At 69.7% G+C, this 19,082-nt stretch carries 22 protein-coding genes; 6 read left to right on the plus strand and 16 right to left on the minus strand.

Going from position 1 to position 19,082, the window contains the following annotated elements; translation table 11 throughout:
- Nucleotides 1–49: 49 nt before the first annotated feature.
- Nucleotides 50–805 carry a glucose 1-dehydrogenase gene (locus ABFX50_RS07720; RefSeq protein WP_346144504.1) on the plus strand — a complete coding sequence of 252 codons (756 nt, stop codon included), beginning with the start codon at nucleotides 50–52 and terminating at the stop codon, nucleotides 803–805.
- 74 nt (nucleotides 806–879) lie between these two features.
- Here the strand turns inward: ABFX50_RS07720 and ABFX50_RS07725 are convergent, their stop codons facing one another.
- From ABFX50_RS07725 to ABFX50_RS07790, 14 genes are all read right to left on the minus strand, one after another.
- The gene (locus ABFX50_RS07725) at nucleotides 880–1,623 is read right to left on the minus strand and encodes an amino acid ABC transporter ATP-binding protein (protein ID WP_346144506.1); all 744 of its coding nucleotides are present in this window, start codon (nucleotides 1,621–1,623) and stop codon (nucleotides 880–882) included.
- A complete protein-coding gene (locus ABFX50_RS07730; RefSeq protein ID WP_346144508.1) occupies nucleotides 1,620–2,447 on the minus strand; it encodes an amino acid ABC transporter permease in 828 nt (275 codons plus the stop codon). Before ABFX50_RS07730 ends, ABFX50_RS07725 begins: the two co-directional genes overlap by 4 nt.
- 3 nt (nucleotides 2,448–2,450) lie before the next feature.
- A complete protein-coding gene (locus ABFX50_RS07735; RefSeq protein ID WP_183658096.1) occupies nucleotides 2,451–3,308 on the minus strand; it encodes an ABC transporter substrate-binding protein in 858 nt (285 codons plus the stop codon).
- 239 nt (nucleotides 3,309–3,547) lie between these two features.
- Nucleotides 3,548–4,990, minus strand: coding sequence for a proline--tRNA ligase (gene proS, locus ABFX50_RS07740; RefSeq protein ID WP_346144510.1), 1,443 nt, complete (start codon nucleotides 4,988–4,990; stop codon nucleotides 3,548–3,550).
- Nucleotides 4,991–5,098: 108 nt separating this feature from the next.
- Nucleotides 5,099–5,599 (minus strand): GNAT family N-acetyltransferase, encoded by a 501-nt coding sequence (locus ABFX50_RS07745; RefSeq protein ID WP_346144512.1) that lies wholly within the window; start codon nucleotides 5,597–5,599, stop codon nucleotides 5,099–5,101.
- A 104-nt stretch (nucleotides 5,600–5,703) separates the two neighbouring features.
- Nucleotides 5,704–5,919, minus strand: coding sequence for a hypothetical protein (locus ABFX50_RS07750; protein ID WP_183658103.1), 216 nt, complete (start codon nucleotides 5,917–5,919; stop codon nucleotides 5,704–5,706).
- 131 nt (nucleotides 5,920–6,050) lie between these two features.
- Nucleotides 6,051–6,275 carry a 30S ribosomal protein S18 gene (gene rpsR, locus ABFX50_RS07755; RefSeq protein ID WP_346144514.1) on the minus strand — a complete coding sequence of 75 codons (225 nt, stop codon included), beginning with the start codon at nucleotides 6,273–6,275 and terminating at the stop codon, nucleotides 6,051–6,053.
- Nucleotides 6,272–7,420, minus strand: coding sequence for a CobW family GTP-binding protein (locus ABFX50_RS07760; protein ID WP_346144516.1), 1,149 nt, complete (start codon nucleotides 7,418–7,420; stop codon nucleotides 6,272–6,274). The genes rpsR and ABFX50_RS07760 overlap by 4 nt, the downstream gene beginning before the upstream one ends.
- 11 nt (nucleotides 7,421–7,431) lie before the next feature.
- Nucleotides 7,432–7,596 carry a 50S ribosomal protein L32 gene (gene rpmF, locus ABFX50_RS07765; RefSeq protein ID WP_183658112.1) on the minus strand — a complete coding sequence of 55 codons (165 nt, stop codon included), beginning with the start codon at nucleotides 7,594–7,596 and terminating at the stop codon, nucleotides 7,432–7,434.
- 2 nt (nucleotides 7,597–7,598) lie between these two features.
- Nucleotides 7,599–7,898, minus strand: coding sequence for a 30S ribosomal protein S14 (gene rpsN, locus ABFX50_RS07770; protein WP_183658115.1), 300 nt, complete (start codon nucleotides 7,896–7,898; stop codon nucleotides 7,599–7,601).
- Entirely contained in the window at nucleotides 7,898–8,134 is a 237-nt protein-coding gene (rpmB, locus tag ABFX50_RS07775; protein WP_183658117.1) for a 50S ribosomal protein L28, read from the minus strand. Before rpmB ends, rpsN begins: the two co-directional genes overlap by 1 nt.
- Entirely contained in the window at nucleotides 8,134–8,271 is a 138-nt protein-coding gene (locus ABFX50_RS07780; protein ID WP_346144519.1) for a hypothetical protein, read from the minus strand. The genes rpmB and ABFX50_RS07780 overlap by 1 nt, the downstream gene beginning before the upstream one ends.
- Nucleotides 8,268–8,432: a 50S ribosomal protein L33 gene (gene rpmG / locus ABFX50_RS07785; RefSeq protein ID WP_346130804.1), complete on the minus strand. Its 165-nt coding sequence runs from the start codon at nucleotides 8,430–8,432 to the stop codon at nucleotides 8,268–8,270. The genes ABFX50_RS07780 and rpmG overlap by 4 nt, the downstream gene beginning before the upstream one ends.
- A 219-nt stretch (nucleotides 8,433–8,651) precedes the next feature.
- Complete coding sequence (locus ABFX50_RS07790) at nucleotides 8,652–9,227, minus strand: TetR/AcrR family transcriptional regulator (protein ID WP_346144911.1); 576 nt, start codon at nucleotides 9,225–9,227, stop codon at nucleotides 8,652–8,654.
- 106 nt (nucleotides 9,228–9,333) lie between these two features.
- Between ABFX50_RS07790 and ABFX50_RS07795 the strand changes: the two genes are divergently transcribed.
- On the plus strand, nucleotides 9,334–10,734 hold the full coding sequence (locus ABFX50_RS07795; protein ID WP_346144522.1) for an MFS transporter: 1,401 nt from the start codon (nucleotides 9,334–9,336) through the stop codon (nucleotides 10,732–10,734).
- The gene (locus ABFX50_RS07800; RefSeq protein WP_346144523.1) at nucleotides 10,731–11,801 is read left to right on the plus strand and encodes a Gfo/Idh/MocA family protein; all 1,071 of its coding nucleotides are present in this window, start codon (nucleotides 10,731–10,733) and stop codon (nucleotides 11,799–11,801) included. The genes ABFX50_RS07795 and ABFX50_RS07800 overlap by 4 nt, the downstream gene beginning before the upstream one ends.
- An 80-nt stretch (nucleotides 11,802–11,881) precedes the next feature.
- Here ABFX50_RS07800 and ABFX50_RS07805 read toward each other — a convergent pair whose 3' ends face one another.
- Nucleotides 11,882–12,472: a short chain dehydrogenase gene (locus ABFX50_RS07805; protein ID WP_346144525.1), complete on the minus strand. Its 591-nt coding sequence runs from the start codon at nucleotides 12,470–12,472 to the stop codon at nucleotides 11,882–11,884.
- Nucleotides 12,473–12,543: 71 nt separating this feature from the next.
- Between ABFX50_RS07805 and ABFX50_RS07810 the strand changes: the two genes are divergently transcribed.
- From ABFX50_RS07810 to ABFX50_RS07820, 3 genes are read left to right on the plus strand one after another with little or no spacing between them, the layout of a single operon-like run.
- The gene (locus ABFX50_RS07810) at nucleotides 12,544–13,530 is read left to right on the plus strand and encodes a LysR family transcriptional regulator (protein WP_346144527.1); all 987 of its coding nucleotides are present in this window, start codon (nucleotides 12,544–12,546) and stop codon (nucleotides 13,528–13,530) included.
- On the plus strand, nucleotides 13,527–14,735 hold the full coding sequence (locus tag ABFX50_RS07815; protein ID WP_346144529.1) for a sensor histidine kinase: 1,209 nt from the start codon (nucleotides 13,527–13,529) through the stop codon (nucleotides 14,733–14,735). The genes ABFX50_RS07810 and ABFX50_RS07815 overlap by 4 nt, the downstream gene beginning before the upstream one ends.
- A complete protein-coding gene (locus ABFX50_RS07820) occupies nucleotides 14,732–15,352 on the plus strand; it encodes a response regulator (RefSeq protein ID WP_346144531.1) in 621 nt (206 codons plus the stop codon). Before ABFX50_RS07815 ends, ABFX50_RS07820 begins: the two co-directional genes overlap by 4 nt.
- Before the next feature lie 69 nt (nucleotides 15,353–15,421).
- Here the strand turns inward: ABFX50_RS07820 and ABFX50_RS07825 are convergent, their stop codons facing one another.
- Nucleotides 15,422–18,865 (minus strand): S8 family serine peptidase, encoded by a 3,444-nt coding sequence (locus ABFX50_RS07825; RefSeq protein ID WP_346144533.1) that lies wholly within the window; start codon nucleotides 18,863–18,865, stop codon nucleotides 15,422–15,424.
- Between the last annotated feature and the right edge of the window lie 217 nt (nucleotides 18,866–19,082).

Consider the following 19,082-nt stretch of genomic DNA (forward strand, 5'->3'; position numbering starts at 1 on the left):
GTTGACTGCGCACTGTTTGTGCCGCGCGCCACCCGGCACGCTGAGTGTCATGACGCACAGCATTTCCCGATTCGACGACAAGATCGCACTCATCACCGGCGGGACGAGCGGCATGGGCCTGGCCACTGCGCGAAGGTTGCTCGCCGAGGGCGCGCAGGTGGTCATCACCGGGCGCGACGAGGCCAGGCTGGAGGCCGCGGTCAAGGATCTGGACAGGGGGGACCGCGTCCTGGCGGTGCGCGGCGACGTGGCGAGCCTCCCCGATCTGGACGCGCTGATGGCAGGGATCCGGGACCGGTACGGGCGGCTCGATGTGGTCTTCGCCAACGCTGGCGTCGCCTCGTTCCAGCCGAGCGGTGAGATCACCGAGGCCGAGTTCGACCACGTCGTGGGCATCAACTTCAAGGGGGTGTTCTTCACCCTCCAGAAGAGCCTCCCGCTGCTGTCCGACCGGGCGGCGATCGTGATCAACGCGTCGTGGACGCTGTACCGCGGCCTGCCCGGCGCCTCCCTGTACGCGGCGACCAAGGCGGCAGTGCACAACCTGGCGCACACCCTCGCGGCCGAGCTGCGGGGCAGGGGGGTTCGGGTCAACTCCGTGAGTCCCGGCTACATCGAGACCGCGATGTTCCACGCCAACATCTCCGCCGAGGCGCAGGCCGCTGTCGTCGCCGAGGTGGCCGCCGGTCGGATCGGCACCCCCGAGGACGTCGCCGACGCGGTCGCCTTCCTCGCTTCCGACGAAGCGTCCTACGTCAACGGACAGGACCTGATCATCGACGGCGGCCTGGTCGCCGCCGCCTGACGACCTGCGCACCTGGTTCGGGAGGCCCTCGGGGGGCGACCGGTCGATCGGCCACCACCTGGGGCCTCCCGAACTCAGCCCTCCGGATGCAGCACGCGCTTGAGGAAGGAGCGGGTGCGCTCGTGCTGGGGGTCGCCGATCACCTGGGCGGGCGGGCCGTCCTCGACGATGACGCCGCCGTCCATGAACACCACCCGGTCGGCCACCTCGCGGGCGAAGCCCATCTCGTGCGTGACCACGAGCATGGTCATGCCCTCCTCCGCCAGCTTGCGCATGACGGCGAGCACGTCGCCGACCAGCTCGGGGTCGAGCGCAGAGGTGGGCTCGTCGAACAGCATCAGGTCGGGGTCCATGGCCAGGGCCCTGGCGATGGCCACCCGCTGCTGCTGTCCACCGGACAGCTGGGAGGGGTAGGCGTCGCACTTGTCTGAGACGCCGACCTTGTTCAGGTTGTCCCTGGCGACGATCTCGGCCTCTTTGCTGCTCCGCTTCAGCACCCGGCGCTGCGAGATCATGACGTTCTGCAGCGCGGTCATGTGGGGGAACAGGTTGAACTGCTGGAACACCATCCCGATGCGGCGCCTGACCGAGTCGATGTCCGCGTCGGGGTCGGTGATCTCGATCCCCTCGACGTGCACGGTGCCCTGGGTCGGCTCCTCCAGCAGGTTCACGCAGCGCAGCAACGTGGACTTGCCCGAGCCCGAGGGGCCGACGACGCAGACGACCTGGCCCGCTTCGACCGTGATGTCGATGCCCTTGAGCACCTCGTTCGCGCCGAAGTACTTGTGCAGCCCCTTGATCTCGATGGCGGGCGTCATCGGCCACTCCCCTTACGCTTCTCCAGCCTGGTCGCGAGATAGCCGAGCGGGACGGTGACGATCAGATACGTCAGCCCCGCGACCATGATGGGCGTGGCGTTGGCGTACTGGGAAGCCAGGTCGTTGCCGAACTTGGCCAACTCGACGTACTGCCCGGAGACTCCGAGGAAGAGCACCAGTGAGGAGTCCTTGAGCAGGCTGACGAACTGGTTCGTGGTGGGTGGGATCACGATCCTGATCGCCTGGGGGATCACCACGGTGAACTGCGCCCTGGCCGCCGACATGCCCAGCGACCTGGCCGCCTCGGTCTGTCCCTTCGGTACGGCCTGCAGCCCGGCACGGAAGACCTCGGCCTGGTAGGCCGCGCCGACGAGGCCGAGCCCCAGGATGCCCTGGCCGTAGGTGCCGCCGGGCACCTCGAAGCCGGGCAGCGCCAGGGGCAGGAAGGTGATCAACAGGAAGATCAGGAGGGCCGGCAGGCCACGGAAGATCTCGATGTAGATCGTCGCGATCCACCGGTAGGGACGCACCGGTGAGATGCGCATGAGGGCGAAGATCAGTCCGAGCACGAAGGCGAGGACGAAGCCGCCGATCGTGTAGATGAGCGTGTTCCGCAGCGCGATCGTGAACAGCTCGGGCAGCGCCTTCTCGGCCACGTCGCCCTTGGCGAAGTTCTGGGCGAGGCTGGCCCAGTCCACGTACAGGAGCAGTGCGCCAAGGACGACACCCAGGACGACGTACTGGGTGCCACGAGTGATCTTCTGTTTCTTACGAGGGCTGAGCCGGGCACGGCCCGGCGCAGCCGCCACAGGCTGATCCGACATGGACTAGCCCAGCTCGCCGGGCTTCTTGCCGAACCACTTCATGAAGATCTGGTCGTAGGTGCCGTCGGCCTTGGCCTGGGTGATCGCGTCGTTGATCGTCTTGAGCAGGACAGGGTCGGCGTTCTTCTTGAGGCCGATGCCGTACTGCTCGCCGGTGTCGAGGCTGGTCAGCAGCTCGAACTTGGCGGCGATCTCCGGCTTCTTCAGCCAGGTGAGGACCACGGGCAGGTCCTGGACGATCACGTCGGCCTGCCCCGACTGCAGAGCCAGCAGCTCCTTGGGCGAGTCGGCGTACTCGGTCGGGTCGAACCCCTTCTTCTTGACGTAGTCGAGGCCGGTGGTGCTGGCCTGTGCGCCCAGCTTGAGACCCTTGGCCTTGACGTCCTCGAGGGATTTGGCACCGGTGCCCTTCTTGGCCAGCAGCGCCTGCGTGGCGTCGAAGTACGGCACGGAGAAGTCGATGTTCTGCTTGCGCTCGTCGGTGATCGTCATACCGGCGGCGGCCAGGTCGCACTTCTTCGCGGCCATGGCGGCGCCGCTCTTGATCACCGCGAAGTCGATGTCGACGATGTCCTGCGTCACCCCGAGCTTCTTGGCCGCCAGGTCGACGATGTCGACATCGAAGCCGACGACCTTGCCGCTCGCGTCCTTGAACTGGAACGGCTCGTAAGGGATGTTCGTGCAGGTGGTGAGCTTGCCAGGGTTGACAAGCTGCGCGCCGGCCGCGCCCGTGCCGCCAGGGCTGGCGGTCGTGGTGGTGCCGCTGTCTCCTGAGCCGCCGCAGGCGGACAGCCCCAGGATGGCGGTCAGAGCGAGCACGCTGATGGTGTTCCTGCGGCGGCTCTTGGACCAGAGGGCCATGTCAGGCCTCCTCAAAGAGGTATGTCATGAATGTTGCATTTGGTGAAGCCTAATTCGCCCCGTGCGATGACCCGACAACAGAACCGTGTGCCGATCATGCGGTGGCCGCGTTGCACAGAGTAGAACACCTCGATGCCGGCCGTCTGCGGGCGGGGACACCGTAATGACCACACCCGGCGAGGCGGGGGCGCACGCCTGCTCGCCCCCGTGAAGTGATGACCACGCGAAGCCGTCAGGCTTCAGTAGGACCGCCCGAAGATGACGCGCTTGCCGTAGGCGGAAGGCGCGCCGCAGTGCACGCATGATCCGCTCTCCCGCGCGGCGTCGAGAGGAACGCAACGCGGGGTGGCGGCGCTCTTGGCCTTGATGTCGTTCTCACACGCGGGCTCGCCGCAGTGCAGGGCCGAAGCCCAGCCCGAGGTCACGGCTTCGGTGAAGGAGTCCCACGTGTCGACCGTCGCTGTGTGAGCGTGGCGGAAGTCGGTGGCCCGCTTGAGGAGGAAGGCCTGGAAGGCTTCCAGGACAGCCGGCATGTCCTCCGCGGCGGAGGCCAGCGAGATCGTCTGCTTGCCCTCATCGCCGAGTCGTCTGACCATGACCACGCTGCCCGATTCAAGATCGCGCGGCCCGAGTTCGAGGCGAACGGGTACGCCGCGCAGCTCCCAGTCATTGAACCGGAAACCGGGCGACAGCTGTGGACGGTCGTCGACGTGCGCGCGCACGCCGACGGCCTTGAGCCGCACCGCGAGGTCACGAGCGGCGGCCAGGGTCTGCTCACCCTGCTCCCCGCGTCCGATCGGAACGATCACGACCTGGTACGGCGCGAGCCTGGGCGGCAGTACCAGGCCCTTGTCATCGCCGTGGGTCATGATGACCCCGCCGATCATCCGGGTGGACATCCCCCAGGAGGTGGTGTGACACAGTTCGAGGCGGCCTGCCTCGGAGGTGTACTGGATCTCGAAGGCCTTGGCGAAGTTCGTGCCCATGTAGTGAGAGGTGCCGGCTTGCAGCGCCTTGCCGTCCCGCATCATGCCCTCGATGGTGAAGGTGCGCACCGCCCCGGCGAAACGCTCCCCGGCCGTCTTCTCCCCAGGCACGACCGGAAGCGCCGCGATGTCGCGGGCCACCTCGGTGTAGAGGTCGAGGGCGAGCATCGTCTCCCGCATCGCGTCAGCCTCGTCGGCGTGCGCGGTATGGCCCTCCTGCCAGAGGAACTCCGTCGTGCGCAGGAACATCCGGGGCCGCAGCTCCCAGCGCACCACGTTCGCCCACTGGTTCAGCAGGAGCGGCAGGTCGCGGTGGGAGGAGACCCACTTGGCCATCATCTCCCCGATGATCGTCTCTGAGGTGGGCCGGACGATCAGCGGCTCCTCGAGCTCCTTGCCGCCCGCATGGGTGACGACAGCGAGTTCGGGGGAGAAGCCCTCGACGTGCTCCGCTTCGCGACGCAGGTAGCTTTCCGGGATCAGCAGCGGGAAGTAGGCGTTCTCGTGGCCGGTGTCCTTGATCCGCCGGTCGAGCTCTCCCTGGAGGAGTTCCCACAAGCGGTAGCCGTATGGTCGGATGACCATGGTGCCCTTCGCCGGCCCCCTGTCCACGAGCTGAGCCTTGGCGACCAGCTCGTTGTACCAGGCAGAGAAGTCCTCCCCTTGAGGGGTCACACCGCGTTCATCACGTCCCATGAAGGGAGAATAGCGTCGGCCACGGAGCCTGGTGTCGCCATGGCTTCGCGAGGGATATCGGCGGAACTGGCATGGCGGCGGCGACGCGGTCGCGGCACATGGGCTGATTCAGAGGTGGAGGGCGAACTCCACCTGTGCCAGCGGCCGGCCGTCGCCGAAGTCGTGGTCGCGCAGCGCGCCCGTTTCGGTGAAGCCGCACTTGGTGTAGAAGCGCCGGGACTGCGGAGTGTCGTGCAGCGTCCACAGGTGGACGTGGTCGAAGCCGTCCTCCTTCAGCTGGGCCAGGGTGGCGGTCATGAGGACTCTGGCGGCCCCGGTGCCCCAGCCGCCGGGGTGGGCGTAGAAGCTGTAGATCTCCGCCATCCCGGTCTTGGACGGGGAGGCGCCGAAAGCGGACATGGCCAGCGGACGCTCGTCGCCCCTCGCCAGCATGATCGTGTCCTTGCCCTGAGCCAGGCGCTCGTGCCACTGGGTACGGCGGCGCCGTACCCCCTGCTCGGCGAAGTCCGTCGCGAAGAAGGGGGCGTAGGCGACCTTCCATGCCTCTGCGTGGATCTCGCCCAGCGCGTCCCCGTCGTCGGCTGTGGCCCGAGCAATGGTGAAGAGCATCAGGCCACCCTAGCCAAGGCGCGCGCCTCTGATCATCGGTCTGGGGACGGGCGGGTGAGGGACTCGCCGTGGCCGTCGTGATCTGGGCGGGCGCTCGCGCCGGTTCAGTCTTTCGGGCGGGCGAACAGTTCGAGGTGCGAGCACTCGGCACAGCGGAAGGCGTCGACGATCCAGCGCGTCTTCCCCATCCGCCTGGCGCCGCCGAACAGCCCGCGCTCCAGGGGGCCCTTGATCCAGCGGGCGTACCCTTGAGAATGCTCGCCGGAGTCCTCGATGAAGCCGGGCTCGAGGTCCGCGCTGTCACATTGGGTGCATCGCATGCCCGTATTGTGCCAGTGCGGCGATCAGGAAAGACCCGGCGATCACCGTGGTTCCGAGGCCGGTCACCGTTCCGGGCGTGGTCTGGGGCGACTGTCCGTACCTTCTGTACGGACAGTCGGCATGTCGCCCGTCAGCGGGCCCGCGAGCTGTACGGGAGCAGGGCCATCTCGCGCGCGTTCTTGACGGCGCGGGCGACCTGGCGCTGCTGCTGGACGGTGACCCCTGTGACGCGGCGGCTACGAATCTTGCCCCGGTCGGAGATGAACCTGCGCAGCAGGTCGGTGTCCTTGTAGTCGATGGAGTCGACGCCCAGCAGTGGATTCGCCTTCTTGCGCGGTGGGCGGCCGGTTCTCATGCGGTGCTCTCCTTGAGGTCGAGTACGAAGGCGAACGGGTCGGCGTAGTTCGCCCAGACGTCCGATCCGGCCAGCGACTCCTGCTCGGTGAGCAGGCAGGAGTCCAGCAGCGAGAGGATGCGGTCCTGGTCGAGATCGGGGCCGGTGAAGACGAGATGCTGGACGCGGTCACCGAGGATGTCGTTCCAGTCCAGGGTGGCGGCCATCCTCCGGGCGGGGGAGACCAGCTCCCAGGCGGCCTCGGGCAGGGCCACCAGCCATGGGCCTGCGTCCTCGATCGAGACGACGCCTGCCACGGCGTCCCAGGCGAGCAGCCGGTCGTGCCTGTTGGCCAGCCAGAACCGGCCGCGGCTGCGGACGGTCTGGGTGACCAGCTCGTCCACGGCGTCGAACAGGCGCTGGGGGTGCAGCGGGCGCAGCCGATGCCAGACCACGGTCGAGATCTCCCCTGTCCGCGCCTGGCAGGGCAGCTGGGCGGTGGCGGGGTCGACGCGGGCGGCGAGCATCTCCACGTCGACTCGCCGGCCGGTGACCTCCGGCAACGCGAGGACGTCTGCCGGAGTGGTGGGAACGAGGTGGCCGAGCACCGTCAGGGCGAGCTCGATGTCCTCCTGGTCCGCGCCGGACACGACGATGCCGGTGGCGTACTCGATCTGCCTGGTCAGGACCTCGGCCAGGTAGCGCTCGTCGTCGGCGGCCGCGCGCTTGCCACGCGTGGCGAGCCGCTCGTCGCAGCACAGGTCCTCGGTGAGCCCTTCGGCGTCCACCGCGGTCAGCACGCCCGTCACGCGCAGGGCGTGCGCCGCGTCCTCATGCCAGGCGAGCGCCTCGGCGACGGCTCTGGGCTCGACGGAGTCCCACAGCTCCGCGATGAGCAGGGGAGCGCTCCCCGCCGCCCTGGCCAGCAGCTCGGGGATCAGGTCTTCGCGTACGGTGCAGGTGACGCAGCCGTGCGCGAGCCGTACGTGGTGTCTGTCGAGGACGCCGGAGGCGTCCCTGACGATGCGCTCCACCCGGCCGGCGCCCACCTCACCCAGATCGTGGTGGACCGCCACCGACCCGGGATGCTCGGCGAGCAGACGATCGACGAGCGTCGAACGCGCTTCGGCGTGCAGTCCTGAGACCAGGACGACGGGGACGGACATGTCAGCTCCTCTCAGGGGGTGATGAGGCCGCGCTGGTAGGCGCGGACCAGACGGCGCGGCACCAGCAGCCGGTTGCCGCCGATGACCAGCGGGACCAGGTCGGGGGTGGACGCCTTCCACTGGGAGCGACGATGACGGGTGTTGGCGCGGGAGGTCCTGCGCTTGGGGACGGCCATGGCTACCAGCTCGCCTTCGTGATGCCGGGCAGCTCGCCCCGATGCGCCATCTCTCGGAACCGGATCCGGGAGAGCCCGAACCTGGTCAGGTGGCCGCGGGGGCGGCCGTCGACCGTGTCGCGGTTGCGCAGGCGGGTGGCGCTGGCGTCGCGCGGCTGCCTGCCCAGCTCCCGTACGGCCGCCGCCCTCTCCGCGGGGGTGCCGGTGCGGATGGCCTCCTTCAGCTCCGCCCTCCTGGATGCGTGGCGGGCGACGACGACTTCGCGCCGCCGGTTGGCTGCGATCTTGCTCTTCTTGGCCATCAGACCCTCTCTCCGCGAGCGCGGATCCGTGCCACCGCGGCTTCGACGCCGATCTTGTCGACGGTCCTGATCGCTCGGGCGCTCAGCGTCAGCCGGACATGTCGGCCCTCGCTCGGCAGCCAGTAGCGCCGGTGCTGGATGTTGGGGTTCCACCGGCGGCGGGTGCGCCGGTGGGAGTGGGAGACGTTGTTGCCGAACACCGGCTTGGCGCCGGTGAGCTGGCAATGGGCCGACATCAGTTCCTCCGGTGACGCTGGTCGAAGCGCTCGACCCGGCCGGCGGCGTCGAGTGCGCGGTAGCAGGGGCAGGCGGGGCCCGAGGCCGGATCGCGGAAGGCGACCGGGTGGCAGCCGAGGTGGATGCCCCTGCTCATCGGTCCTCCCGGAACAGCACGTGCCGCCGGATGATCGGGTCGTACTTGCTGAGGGTGAGGCGGTCGGGATCGTTGCGGCGGTTCTTGCGGGTCACGTAGGTGTAGCCGGTGCCCGCCGTCGAACGCAGCTTGATCACCGGTCTTACGTCGTTTCTGGCCAATGCCACAGCTCCTCTGTCTGGCCGGGTCCTGGCATGATAACGAAAACGGTTTTCATTTGCGAATGAGCGGAGCCGGCCGGCGAGGAAGTGCCGCAACCACGGTGCGGGAGATCTGGAAGAGCGTCGTCGCCTGGACGAGCGCATGCCACAGGGACTCCGGTGCCCACAGGGCCGCCGCAGCCGAACCGGGCCGACCCGGTCAAAGACGCATGGGACCCGCTAACGCCACTGGCTGAGGACGTGGTCGATCAGAGCGTGGAGGCGGTCATCGGTGTGCGGACCCAGGTGCAGGAGGCGGCGGTAGTAGATCGGGCCGTACAGCAGCTCGACGATCAGCTCCAGGTCCGCCTCGGCGGACAGCTGCCCCTGCCGCTGGGCGGCGCGGAGCCGGTCCATCGCGACCGCGACACGTGGCTTGATCAGTTGCTCGACGAGGTCGCGGGCCAGGGCCTCGTCGTGCTGGGTCTCCGCGATGAGCCCGAGGTAGGCCGATCCGGTGCGCGGGCTGGCCAGGAAGTCCAGCACGGCCGCCGTCTGCGTGCGCAGGTCGGCGACGAGGTCGCCGGTGTCGGGAAAGACGGTGGCGGTCTGCGCCAGCTCGCCCAGCGCCTCGAGGATCACGGCGCCCTTGGTGGGCCACCAGCGGTAGATCGTCTTCTTGCTCACCCCGGCTCGGGCGGCGATGGCCTCCACGGTCACGTTGCCGTAGCCGCGCTCCGCGCTGAGATCCATGGCCGCGGCCAGGATCGCCTGGTGGCTCTTCTCGCTGCGTCGTTGCGCGTTGGGTGCCATCATCACGCCGCCCAGCTTACCGGAACGACACGTGTCGTGTTGACAGGGGCCGAGCGCGGCCACACAATCTCCACACGACACGACACGTGTCGTATAACGAAGGGGATCCATGAACTCGCGCTGGTCGGCGCTCACCGTGCTGGGCGCCATGCAGTTGATGACGGTCCTGGATGGAACGATCGTCACCGTCGCCCTGCCCACCATCCAGAACGACCTCGGCTTCTCCCAGGCGGGCCTGTCCTGGGTGGTCAACTCCTACCTGATCGCCTTCGCCGGTCTGCTGCTGCTGCTGGCCGGACGCCTCGGCGACCTGGCCGGGAGCAAGAAGGTGTTCCTGTCCGGGCTCGCCGTCTTCACCCTCGCCTCGCTGCTGTGCGGCGTGGCGACCAGCCAGGAGATGCTCATCGCCGGACGGTTCCTGCAAGGCGTCGGGGCCGCGCTTGCCTCCGCCGTCGTGCTCGGCATGATCGTGGGGCTCTTCCCCGAACCCGGCGAGCAGGCCAGAGCCATGGGCGTCTACGGCTTCGTCTCCGCCGGCGGCGCCTCGGCAGGACTGATCGCCGGCGGGGTCATCACCGAGGCCCTCGGCTGGCACTGGCTCTTCCTGGTCAACCTCCCGATCGGCGCAGTCGCGCTGCTGGCCGGCGGGCGGATGCTCAGACGGGATGACGGGCTCGGACTGCGCGCAGGCGCCGACGTCCTCGGGGCGGTCCTGGTCACCACGGGCCTGTCCCTAGGGGTGTTCACCATCGCCCAGATCTCCGAATCCGGTCTGAACCCCTGGTACGGCGGGGCCGCCATCGCCCTGCTCGCGGCGTTCGTCGTACGTCAGGCCAAGGCCTCCAGGCCGCTGCTGGCGCTGCGCATCTTCCACAGCAAGGAGATCATCGGCGCCAACCTCGTGGTGGTGCTCGTCTTCGCCGCCGGCTTCGGCTTCCAGTTCCTCAACGCCCTGTACCTGCAGCGCGTGCTCGGCTTCGACTCGATGCAGACAGGACTGGCCTTCCTGCCGGCGCCTCTGGTCATCGGCGCCCTGTCGCTGTTCTTCTCGGCCAGGCTCACCGCGCGCTACGGCACCCGCCGCGTCCTGCTGGTCGGACTGCTGGCCCTCGGTGCGGGCCTGGTCCTGCTCAGCCGGGCGCCGGTCGGCGGCGACTACTGGACCGACGTCGGCCCCTCGCTGCTCATCCAGGGCTTCGGCATGGGCCTGACGATCCCCGCGGTGATCATGCGGGCCATGTCGGGCGCCGAGCCGACCGACGCCGGGCTCGCCTCCGGGCTGAACAACACCGCACAGCAGGCCGGCGCCGCAGTCGGCCTGGCGGTGCTGGCGACGGTCGCCACCACGCGGAGCGGCTCACTCGTCGCTCAGGGCGAAGAGGCCCTCACCGCGCTGCGTGACGGCTACAGCCTGGCCTTCCAGGCCGCCGCCGGGTTCGTGTTCGCGGCTCTGATCATCACCTACGTCGTCCTCAGGGACGCCCCCGCCAAGCAAAGGATCTCGGTATGAGAGTCGGAGTCATCGGCGCGCACGCTTCCCGCGGCTGGGCGCGCGCGGTCCACCTGCCCGCCCTGCTGTCCCTTCCCGACTACGAGATCACCGCGGTCGCCGGCACCAGCCGGGAGTCCGCTCACCAGGCGGCCGACGTGTGGGGCGCCAAGCACGCCTTCGCCGACCCTCAGGAGCTGATCTCCCATCCCGACGTCGACCTCGTCACGATCTCCGTGCAGCTGCCCCGCAGGGACGGGCTCGTCGAGGCGGCGATCAGCGCGGGCAAGCACGTCTACAGCGAGTGGCCGCTGGCCCGCTCCGCCGAGGCCGCCGAGCGCCTGCACGCCCTCGCCGAGCGGGCAGGGGTACGGCATGCCGTCGGGCTGCAGAGCAGGCACCACCCGGCGATCGGCTACCTGCGCGACCTGGTGGCCGGCGGCAAGGTCGGCGAGGTGATGTCAGCCTCGCTGACCTACTCCCTGGCCTCGCCCGAGGTCTGGTCCGTGCGGTACGCGGACCTGTTCGACCACACGAAGGGGGTCAACCACCTCGCCGTGGTGGGCGGGCACTCGATGGACATGTTCGGCTCGGCCGTCGGGCGCTTCACCGAGATCTCGGCGACGCTGGCGACCCGTATCCCGCGCATCACCCTGCAGGAGACAGGCGAGCAGATCACTGTCACCTCTCCCGACCAGATCGCGGCCGTGGGCCTGCTGGAGTCCGGCGCCGCAGCCTCGGTGCACATCATGACCGGCGGGCCGCGGGGCGAGGGGTTCCTGATCGAGGTCCACGGGCGGGCGGGACGGCTGGTGCTGGATTCGGCCGACGACTCGCTGGTCGGCCCCGAGTTCACGCTGTCGTTCTCCGGCGGCACCGGCGGAACGGTCGTGCTCCCCGTGCCCGATCGGTACGTCCCGATGCCCTCGGACACTCCGCCCGCCGTACGGAATGTTCGTCAGGTCTACAGGAATCTGGCGGCCGGAATTTCGTCCGAGCCGGACTTCCTCACCGCCGCCCGGACGCACCGGCTGATCGACGCCATCAAGCGCTCCGCCACGACCGGCGAGCGGCAACGCCTCGGCTGACATCTCCTGGCCTGATGCTGTGAGAGCCGTCCGCGCCGCCGTCACAGCATCAGGCGAGGCCCGTCACGGATCACCCGGGGTCAGCCGACCTCGTAGACCTGCCCGGTCTGGTGTCCCTCGATCGAGCGCAGGTAGGCGTTGGCGGCCCGCCGTACCGGCACCGGCTCGAACCCGGCGAAGAGCTCGCCGTAGGCGTCCATCGATTCGGTGAAGACGGTCGGGCTCACCGCGTTGACCCGTTGCGGCAGCTCGATGGCCGCGGCGCGGACGAAGGCCTCGATCGCGCCGTTGGCGAGGGACGCCACGGCGCCGGTGCGCAGCGGGTCGCGGGCCAGCACGCCGCTGATCAGCGTGAACGATCCGCGGACGGTGGCGGCGCCCTGGCGCACCAGTTCGACCTGGCTGGTGACCTTGCCCGTGATGCCGTCCAGCACGTCCTGGTGGCCGAGCCTGTCGAGCGGCAGCCATGGCACGCTCCCCGCCGCTGAGGCGACCGCGTCCACCTCGCCCACCTGCTCGTACATCGCGCGGATCGATGCGGGGTCGGTGATGTCGACCGTGACGTCGGAGCCCTTGCGGGACGCCGTCACGAGCTCGTGGCCGCGCTCCCGCAGCACCTCATGGATGCCTCGGCCCAGCGTTCCCGTCGCTCCCACCAGCAGAATTCTCATGAGCTCAGCTTCGCTGGAGCACCATCGTGAAGTCCAGCTACCTGAACTTCAGAACCTTTTAAGATGTGCTTGTGATTGATGTGAAGCGGCTCGTCCTGCTCAGGGACTTCGCCGAGTACGGCACCGTCACGGCCGTCGCCGAGCTCCACGGCGTGACGCCGTCCGCGGTGTCGCAGCAACTGCGGATCCTGGAAACCGAGGCCGGCGCCGCTCTCCTGCGGAGAGAGGGACGGATGGTCCGGCTCACCGCCGCGGGATCCACGCTCGCCGCCGAGTGCGAGCAGGTGCTGGCGGCTCTCGAACGCGCGAAAGGCGCCGTTCGCGCGCTCGACGGCGAGGTGGGCGGCGAGCTGATGATCGGCTGCCTGCCCAGTGGACTGGAAACGCTGGCCGCACCGCTGGCATCGAGCCTGGTGCGCGCGCATCCGGGGCTGCGTGTCCGTATCGTCGAGGCCGAGCCCGAGGAGGCGCTGCCGCTGCTCAGGCAGCGCACTCTCGACGTGGCCCTGACCTACCGCTACTCCCACCTGGGCATGCCCCTGCCGGAGGGGCTGGTCGCGCAGGCGTTGTTCGACGATCCGCTCGTGCTGGCCGTACCGGAGGAGCTGGGGGAGATCGACGGTCTGGCCGCGCTCCGGCACCAGCCGTGGATCACCACACCGGCGCCGAGCGCGTGCCGCGACGTGATGACGCACGCCTGCCAGAGCGCGGGCTTCACCCCGGTCATCGAGCACAGTTACCGCGACCTCCGCGCCGCGCTGGCGCTGGTCGCCGCCGGACTCGGGGTGACGATCCTGCCCATGATGCTGTGCAGGACGCCGCCGCGGGGACTCGCCCTCATCACCCTGCCGGGCAAGGGGCGGACGATCGAGGCCGTGGTCCGCGCAGGGACGGAGTCCCATCCGGCCATCGCCGCCGCCCTCCATCACCTTTCTGTCAGTGAATCAGCGGTCGTTCCGGATCCTGGCTCGGGGACGGGGGCGCTACCAGCCGGCCGAAGGGGAACAGCAGGACCGGTCGGTCCGCCAACCGGCGGGGACGTAGGGTCGGCATCATGACGGACCCGTATCCCCCATCGCGGTGGGAGCGACGCTTCGACCGCCTCGTCGAGGTGGTTCCCTTCATCTGCCTGGGCGCCGCGGCGGTCATCAGTCTCTCGGCGCCTGACCAGCCCTGGGAGAAGCGGCTGGTGACGCTGGGGCTGGCGGCAGTGGCACTGGCCTGGATCCTCTGCGCCCACGTGCTGCTGCCCGCCCGATGGCGGCAGCGAACGGGTGTCACCGTCGTCCACTTCGTCGGCGTGCTCGTCACGGCGGCGATCCTGACGCTCCACGATCCGATCTTCGCCATCCATACGATCTCCGGATTCTTCCTGGCCGCCCAGTTCGCCCCGTCGAGGTGGACGTTCGCCGCGGTCGCCGCCACCTCCATCGTCCTGTACGGCACCGTCCTGGACTGGTCGCAGGCGAACGTGCAGTTAGTCCTCTTCCACGCCGCGATCGTGGCCGTGCAGACGCTCTCCATCGGCGGCGGCCTCATCATGAGCATCAAGATCGAGGAGCGGCAGCTGAAATACCGCAAGGCCCTCGCCGACCTGGAGGCCATGATGGAGGAGAACGCCGGGCTGCAGGTCCAGCTGATGACGCAGGCCCGTGAGGCGGGCGTGCTCGACGAGCGGCAGCGGATGGCCAGGGAGATCCACGACACCCTCGCCCAGGGCCTCACCGGGATCATCACGCAGCTCAGGGCGGCCAAGAGGGTCGAGGACATGCGCCCGCACGTCGACCTCGCGCTCACCCTCGCCCAGGAGAACCTGGCCGAGGCCCGGCGGTCCGTCCAGGCGCTGAGCCCGCTCGAGCTGGAAGAGGCCCACCTGCCGGAGGCCCTGTCGGCCATGGCGCGGAACTGGGCCGGCGGCTCGGGAATCGACCTGCACGTCGAGGTCACCGGAGAGAGCCGGCCGCTCAGCCCGGCCATCGAGGTCACCCTGTTCCGCGTCGCCCAGGAGGCCCTGACCAATGTCGCCAAGCACGCCGGCGCCTCACGGGTCGGCCTGACGCTCTCGTACGCCGGCGACGTCGTCCTGCTCGACATCCGCGACGATGGGGCAGGCATCGGCGCCGAGAGCGGGAGGGGATTCGGGTTGAGCAGCATGAGGCAGCGCGTCCGCGGGGTCGGCGGCACCCTGGAGATCGAGAGCACCCCCGGCGAGGGGACCGCCGTCAGCGTCGGTGTCCCGGCCCTGCAGGTGGCCACGGCATGATCAGGCTGCTGATCGTCGACGACCACCCGATCGTGCGTGGCGGCCTGCGCGCCGCCTTCGAGGCCGAGCCCGGTATCGAGGTGGCAGGCGAGGCGGCCAACGGCCGCGAGGGCGTCGAGCGAGCCGGAGCCCTCGCCGTCGACGTCGTCCTGATGGATCTGCGGATGCCGGAGATGGACGGCGTCACCGCCATCGCCGCCATGCGCGAGGCCCACCCTGAGATCAAGGTGCTCGTGCTGACGACCTTCGACAGCGACGCGGACGTGCTGCCCGCGATCGAGGCGGGGGCCACCGGTTACATGCTCAAGGACGCCCCGACCGAGGAGCTCCTGCGGGCCGTGCACGCCGCCGCGGCAGGCGAGCCCGTGCTGTCGCCGTCGGTCGCCGGACGGCTGATGGGCCAGATCCGCAAGCCCACGAAGACCGTCCTCACCGACCGGGAGCTGCAGGTGCTCCAGCTCGTCGCCGACGGCGCGTCCAACCGTCAGGCCGCCGCCAAACTGTTCATCAGCGAGGCGAGCATCAAGACGCACCTGCTGCACATCTACGGCAAACTCGGCGTGCGCGACCGGGCCGCCGCCGTGGGCGAGGCCTACCGTCGCGGCCTGCTCGCCTGAGCACCGGCGGGGGTCGCCGGCCTGAAGCCGAGCCTCGCCCCCTCCGGGTGGAGGGGGCGAGGGAGGACGTCACGGCTTGTCGGGCCGCTCCGAGATGCGGACGAAGCTGACGATCGGCGCGCCCTTACGCGCCGCGAAGCGCACGTTGAGCTGCCCGTCGGTCACCTTCACCGTGTGCTGCCTGGTCACCGCGGTGTAGGTGCCCGCCTCGAGCGCCAGGTCGAGCGCCGGGATCGCCAGCTGGCCCTCGACGATCACGTCGAACACGCGCCTGCCCATCCCCGTCGACCTGGTCTCCGCGAAGCCCAGCTCGACGGTGTACGTGCCGGAGGGGACGTTGTCGAAGCGGTACTCCAGCATGTTCTCCCTGACCCGCCTGAACAGCTCCTGCTCGGTCGTGCCCTTGATGGTCCTCGTCGTGGTGTGCGTCGAGGTGGAGGTCGCCACGTAGCCGTGTGCGCCCTGGGCGTACTTCCTGTCTGCGGTCCAGGTGTCGCCCTCGCCGTCCGTCAGGGTCCTGGCGCCGCCCGCGTCGACGGCCACCTGGAGCTCCGGCACCGCGACCGTCACCCTGATCTCGATGACAGGCTGGCGACCGCTGGCCGAGCGGACGGTCAGCGTGCCCGCCCGTACGCCGCCCGGCTGGAGGCCGGCGCTGGAGACGGAGATCTTCAGCGCCGCCGACTGGCCTTTGGCCAGCTCACCCGCGGCCGGGGCCACGGTGAGCCATGCCGCGTCGGCCGTCGCGGTGTAGGCGGTGGGCGAACCGAGGTTGGTGAGCTCCACCGTGCGGGCTCTGCTCGCCTCCGCGGGCATCACCACGGTCACCTCGGCCACCGAGGCGCTCACCCTGCCGGTGACCAGCGCGGTGTCGATCCTGGTGAGCGTGCCGGGCGCGATCGTCACCTGCTGGGAGAAGGTGCCGTAGTGCTCCCTCGAGACCTCCACCGTGTAGTCGCCCGACGGCACCTGCCCGTAGAAGGCGCCGTCCGCGCCGGTGGTGAACGTCGCCACGTCGCCGATCTTCACCTGGGCCCCGGCGAGCGGGTCGCCGTCGTTGGCGTCGGTGACGGTGCCGATCGCCAGGCCGTGCCTGCTCGCCGTCACCGCCAGGCTCTGCCCGTCGGTCAGCGCCGCGGTGTTGTAGGAGTACAGCAGGCCGTCGGTGCCGCCCGCGTTCTCGATGCCGACGGTGGCGCTGGAGCCGCGTTCCCGCTCGCTGTCCACGTCCTTGTAGCGGTAGCCGATCGAGCCGTCCTCGCCGAGCAGGACGGAGAACGACATCCGCTGCGTGGTGTCGGAGTAGAAGGTGACGTTCCGCCACTCGATCACGAAGGTCCTGCGTGGCGCGGTGCCGCTCGTCGCGGTGTAGACGCCCGCCTGGGCGTCCACCGACAGGTCGTCCCAGAACGGGTAGACCGCCAGGTTGGGGGCGCCGGTCGAGGGGAGGGTGGCGTTGCTGCCCGTGGTCGCCCTGTCGGCCGCGAAGGTGGCGAAGCCGTTGGTGGTCACCCAGGCGCGTGACTGTCCCGTGCCGTAGTAGGGGACGGTGAACGGCAGCGTCACCTGCGTCGCCTCGTCGTCGCCCGTGAGCGCGAGCCTGTCGGTGCCCGCCACGTAGGCGTCGGAGCCGCTCCTGCAGGTGTAGCCGAAGTTGTCGCCGCGCAGCGGCAGCTCGATGTCCTTGGTCACGTCGCCCGCGACGGTGACCTCGGCGGTGGCGCTGCTGGAGCAGCGGGAGGCGGGCGTGACGGTGAGCTCGTAGGCGCCGTGCGGCAGCGTGAGCCGGTACCTGCCCGAGGCGTCGGTGACCGCGCTGACCGGCGTGCCCCTGGCGGCCACCGTGGCGCCGGCCTCAGGCGCGCCGGCGGTGGTGACCGTGCCTGACACCACCGCGGAGGCGGCCGGGGTCAGCGTCACGTCCGTCGTCGTGCTCTGCTCGGCGACGACCGCGACGGTCGCGGTGGCCTGGCCGTAGCCGAACTTGGTCACCGTGATCCGGTAGTCGCCCGGCACCAGGCGCGGCAGGCTGTAGGCGCCGTCCTGCGCCGTGGTCACGGTACGGCTCAGCGGGCCCGTCACGGAGACCGTGGCGCCCGCGAGCGGCGCCCCCTCCGCGCTGACCGTGCCCTTCAGCTCGCCGAGCCCCTCGCGTGGCGCGGCGTTGACGGCGGCGAAGGCGTCGAGGCGGCCCTCGCCCCACACGTTGTTGTCGGCCGCGGTGCCGCCGCAGGTGGTGTCGCTGACGTCGATCGCGGTGCTGTCGAGCAGCGGCCGCGTCGCCGCGATGTCCCCCTGCAGGCGCGGCGAGGCCGACCAGATCAGCGCCACCGTGGCCGCGACGTGCGGCGAGGCCATCGAGGTGCCGGTGAAGCTGCTGTATCCGCCGCCCGGCACCGACGAGCGGACGTTCACGGCGGGAGCGGAGATGTTGGGCTTGATCTCGCCGTTCTCGCCCTCACCCTTGCTGGACCGGTTGTAGACGACGTTGTTCACGTCGAACCCGCCGGTGCTGTAGCTGGCCACGTACTGCCCTGGCGAGCCGCTGGTACGGCAGGCGGGCCCCTCGTTGCCGTTGGCGAACATGGGGAAGATCCCTGCCGCGATCCACGCGTCGACCGTCGCCTTGTACCAGGGGTCGAAGCCCGCCCCGCCCCAGGAGTTGTTGACGATGTCGGGAGCCAGGTCGGGGCGCGGGTTGGCGCCGGTCAGGTCCGTCGGCGCCAGCACCCACTGACCGGCCGCGAGCAGCGAGGCGTCCGTGCAGGTCTGGCCCTCGCAGCCCTTGGCCGCGATCCACGTGGCGCCGGGCGCGACGCCGATGCCGGAAGCGCCCACCATGGTGCCCATGACGTGGGTGCCGTGGCCGTTGTTGTCACACGGGGCCGGGCTGGGGCAGATCCCCGCCGGGTCGAACCAGTTGTAGTTGTGGTCGTGGCCGCCTGCCGAGATCCTGCCCCGGTACTGCGCGGCGATCTCCGGGTGGTCGAACTGCGCGCCGGTGTCGATGTGCGCGACGACGATCCCCTCGCCCCTGGCGCCCAGCTCGTTCCAGACGCGGGGCGCGTTGATCCGGTCCACGTTCCACTCGACCGCGTTGACCTTCGCCTCCGCCGTACCGGGGACGGGCTTGGGCAGGGAGAGCGTCCTGACCGGCTCGATGGCCGTCACCTCGGGCAACTCGGCGATCTCGGCGGCGAGCTTGGCGTCGGCTGTGACGGTGACCGCGTTGACGATCCAGAACGGCGTGAACTCCGCGTCGCGCGCGTCGAGCAGCTTGCGGAGGTTCGCCTGGGAGGACCTGGCGTGCTGGGACTTGGCCGTGTAGACCTGCTTGGCCTTGTCGTCCTTGGTGGTGGCCCGGTGCGCGGCGGTGAGGCTGGCCTCGCCCTTCAACCGCACCCAGAATGTCGCCTTGTCATCCTTGGCCAGGTCGGCGCGGACGGCTTCACTGATCTTCTGCGGTTCCGGTGCTGCGTGGGCCAGGCCGTGGGGGAGGAGAAGGGAGAGCACGGCGAGGATCCCTAACAGGACCGCTCGACGGCGCCGGGGGGTGTGGGTCACAGACGCTCCTAGACGATCTTTACCTCCATGTGGACGAAGCGTGACTCCCGTCAGTTACCTTTTCAAGGGGCAACTGCGGCATATGTGGGAATTGTGACCTGTCGGATCTCGGGGCGTCGTGTGCCGCGGACGGAGGGTTACGGGGGACCGCCGCGGCGTTGCGCCG

Source organism: Nonomuraea recticatena (genome assembly GCF_039533245.1).
In the GTDB taxonomy this organism is placed as follows: domain Bacteria; phylum Actinomycetota; class Actinomycetes; order Streptosporangiales; family Streptosporangiaceae; genus Nonomuraea; species Nonomuraea roseola.

Coding starts and splice junctions, on each gene's coding strand:
- rpmB (WP_183658117.1), bottom strand. CDS start 8,134: ATGTCGGCCCATTGCCAGCTCACCGGCGCCAAGCCGGTGTTCGGCAAC.
- ABFX50_RS07820 (WP_346144531.1), top strand. CDS start 14,732: ATGATCAGGCTGCTGATCGTCGACGACCACCCGATCGTGCGTGGCGGC.
- ABFX50_RS07725 (WP_346144506.1), bottom strand. CDS start 1,623: ATGACGCCCGCCATCGAGATCAAGGGGCTGCACAAGTACTTCGGCGCG.
- ABFX50_RS07760 (WP_346144516.1), bottom strand. CDS start 7,420: ATGTCCGTCCCCGTCGTCCTGGTCTCAGGACTGCACGCCGAAGCGCGT.
- rpsR (WP_346144514.1), bottom strand. CDS start 6,275: ATGAGAACCGGCCGCCCACCGCGCAAGAAGGCGAATCCACTGCTGGGC.
- ABFX50_RS07800 (WP_346144523.1), top strand. CDS start 10,731: ATGAGAGTCGGAGTCATCGGCGCGCACGCTTCCCGCGGCTGGGCGCGC.
- rpsN (WP_183658115.1), bottom strand. CDS start 7,898: ATGGCCAAGAAGAGCAAGATCGCAGCCAACCGGCGGCGCGAAGTCGTC.
- ABFX50_RS07790 (WP_346144911.1), bottom strand. CDS start 9,227: ATGATGGCACCCAACGCGCAACGACGCAGCGAGAAGAGCCACCAGGCG.
- ABFX50_RS07795 (WP_346144522.1), top strand. CDS start 9,334: ATGAACTCGCGCTGGTCGGCGCTCACCGTGCTGGGCGCCATGCAGTTG.
- rpmF (WP_183658112.1), bottom strand. CDS start 7,596: ATGGCCGTCCCCAAGCGCAGGACCTCCCGCGCCAACACCCGTCATCGT.
- ABFX50_RS07720 (WP_346144504.1), top strand. CDS start 50: ATGACGCACAGCATTTCCCGATTCGACGACAAGATCGCACTCATCACC.
- ABFX50_RS07750 (WP_183658103.1), bottom strand. CDS start 5,919: ATGCGATGCACCCAATGTGACAGCGCGGACCTCGAGCCCGGCTTCATC.
- ABFX50_RS07735 (WP_183658096.1), bottom strand. CDS start 3,308: ATGGCCCTCTGGTCCAAGAGCCGCCGCAGGAACACCATCAGCGTGCTC.
- ABFX50_RS07780 (WP_346144519.1), bottom strand. CDS start 8,271: ATGAGCAGGGGCATCCACCTCGGCTGCCACCCGGTCGCCTTCCGCGAT.
- ABFX50_RS07805 (WP_346144525.1), bottom strand. CDS start 12,472: ATGAGAATTCTGCTGGTGGGAGCGACGGGAACGCTGGGCCGAGGCATC.
- proS (WP_346144510.1), bottom strand. CDS start 4,990: ATGGGACGTGATGAACGCGGTGTGACCCCTCAAGGGGAGGACTTCTCT.
- ABFX50_RS07815 (WP_346144529.1), top strand. CDS start 13,527: ATGACGGACCCGTATCCCCCATCGCGGTGGGAGCGACGCTTCGACCGC.
- ABFX50_RS07745 (WP_346144512.1), bottom strand. CDS start 5,599: ATGCTCTTCACCATTGCTCGGGCCACAGCCGACGACGGGGACGCGCTG.
- ABFX50_RS07730 (WP_346144508.1), bottom strand. CDS start 2,447: ATGTCGGATCAGCCTGTGGCGGCTGCGCCGGGCCGTGCCCGGCTCAGC.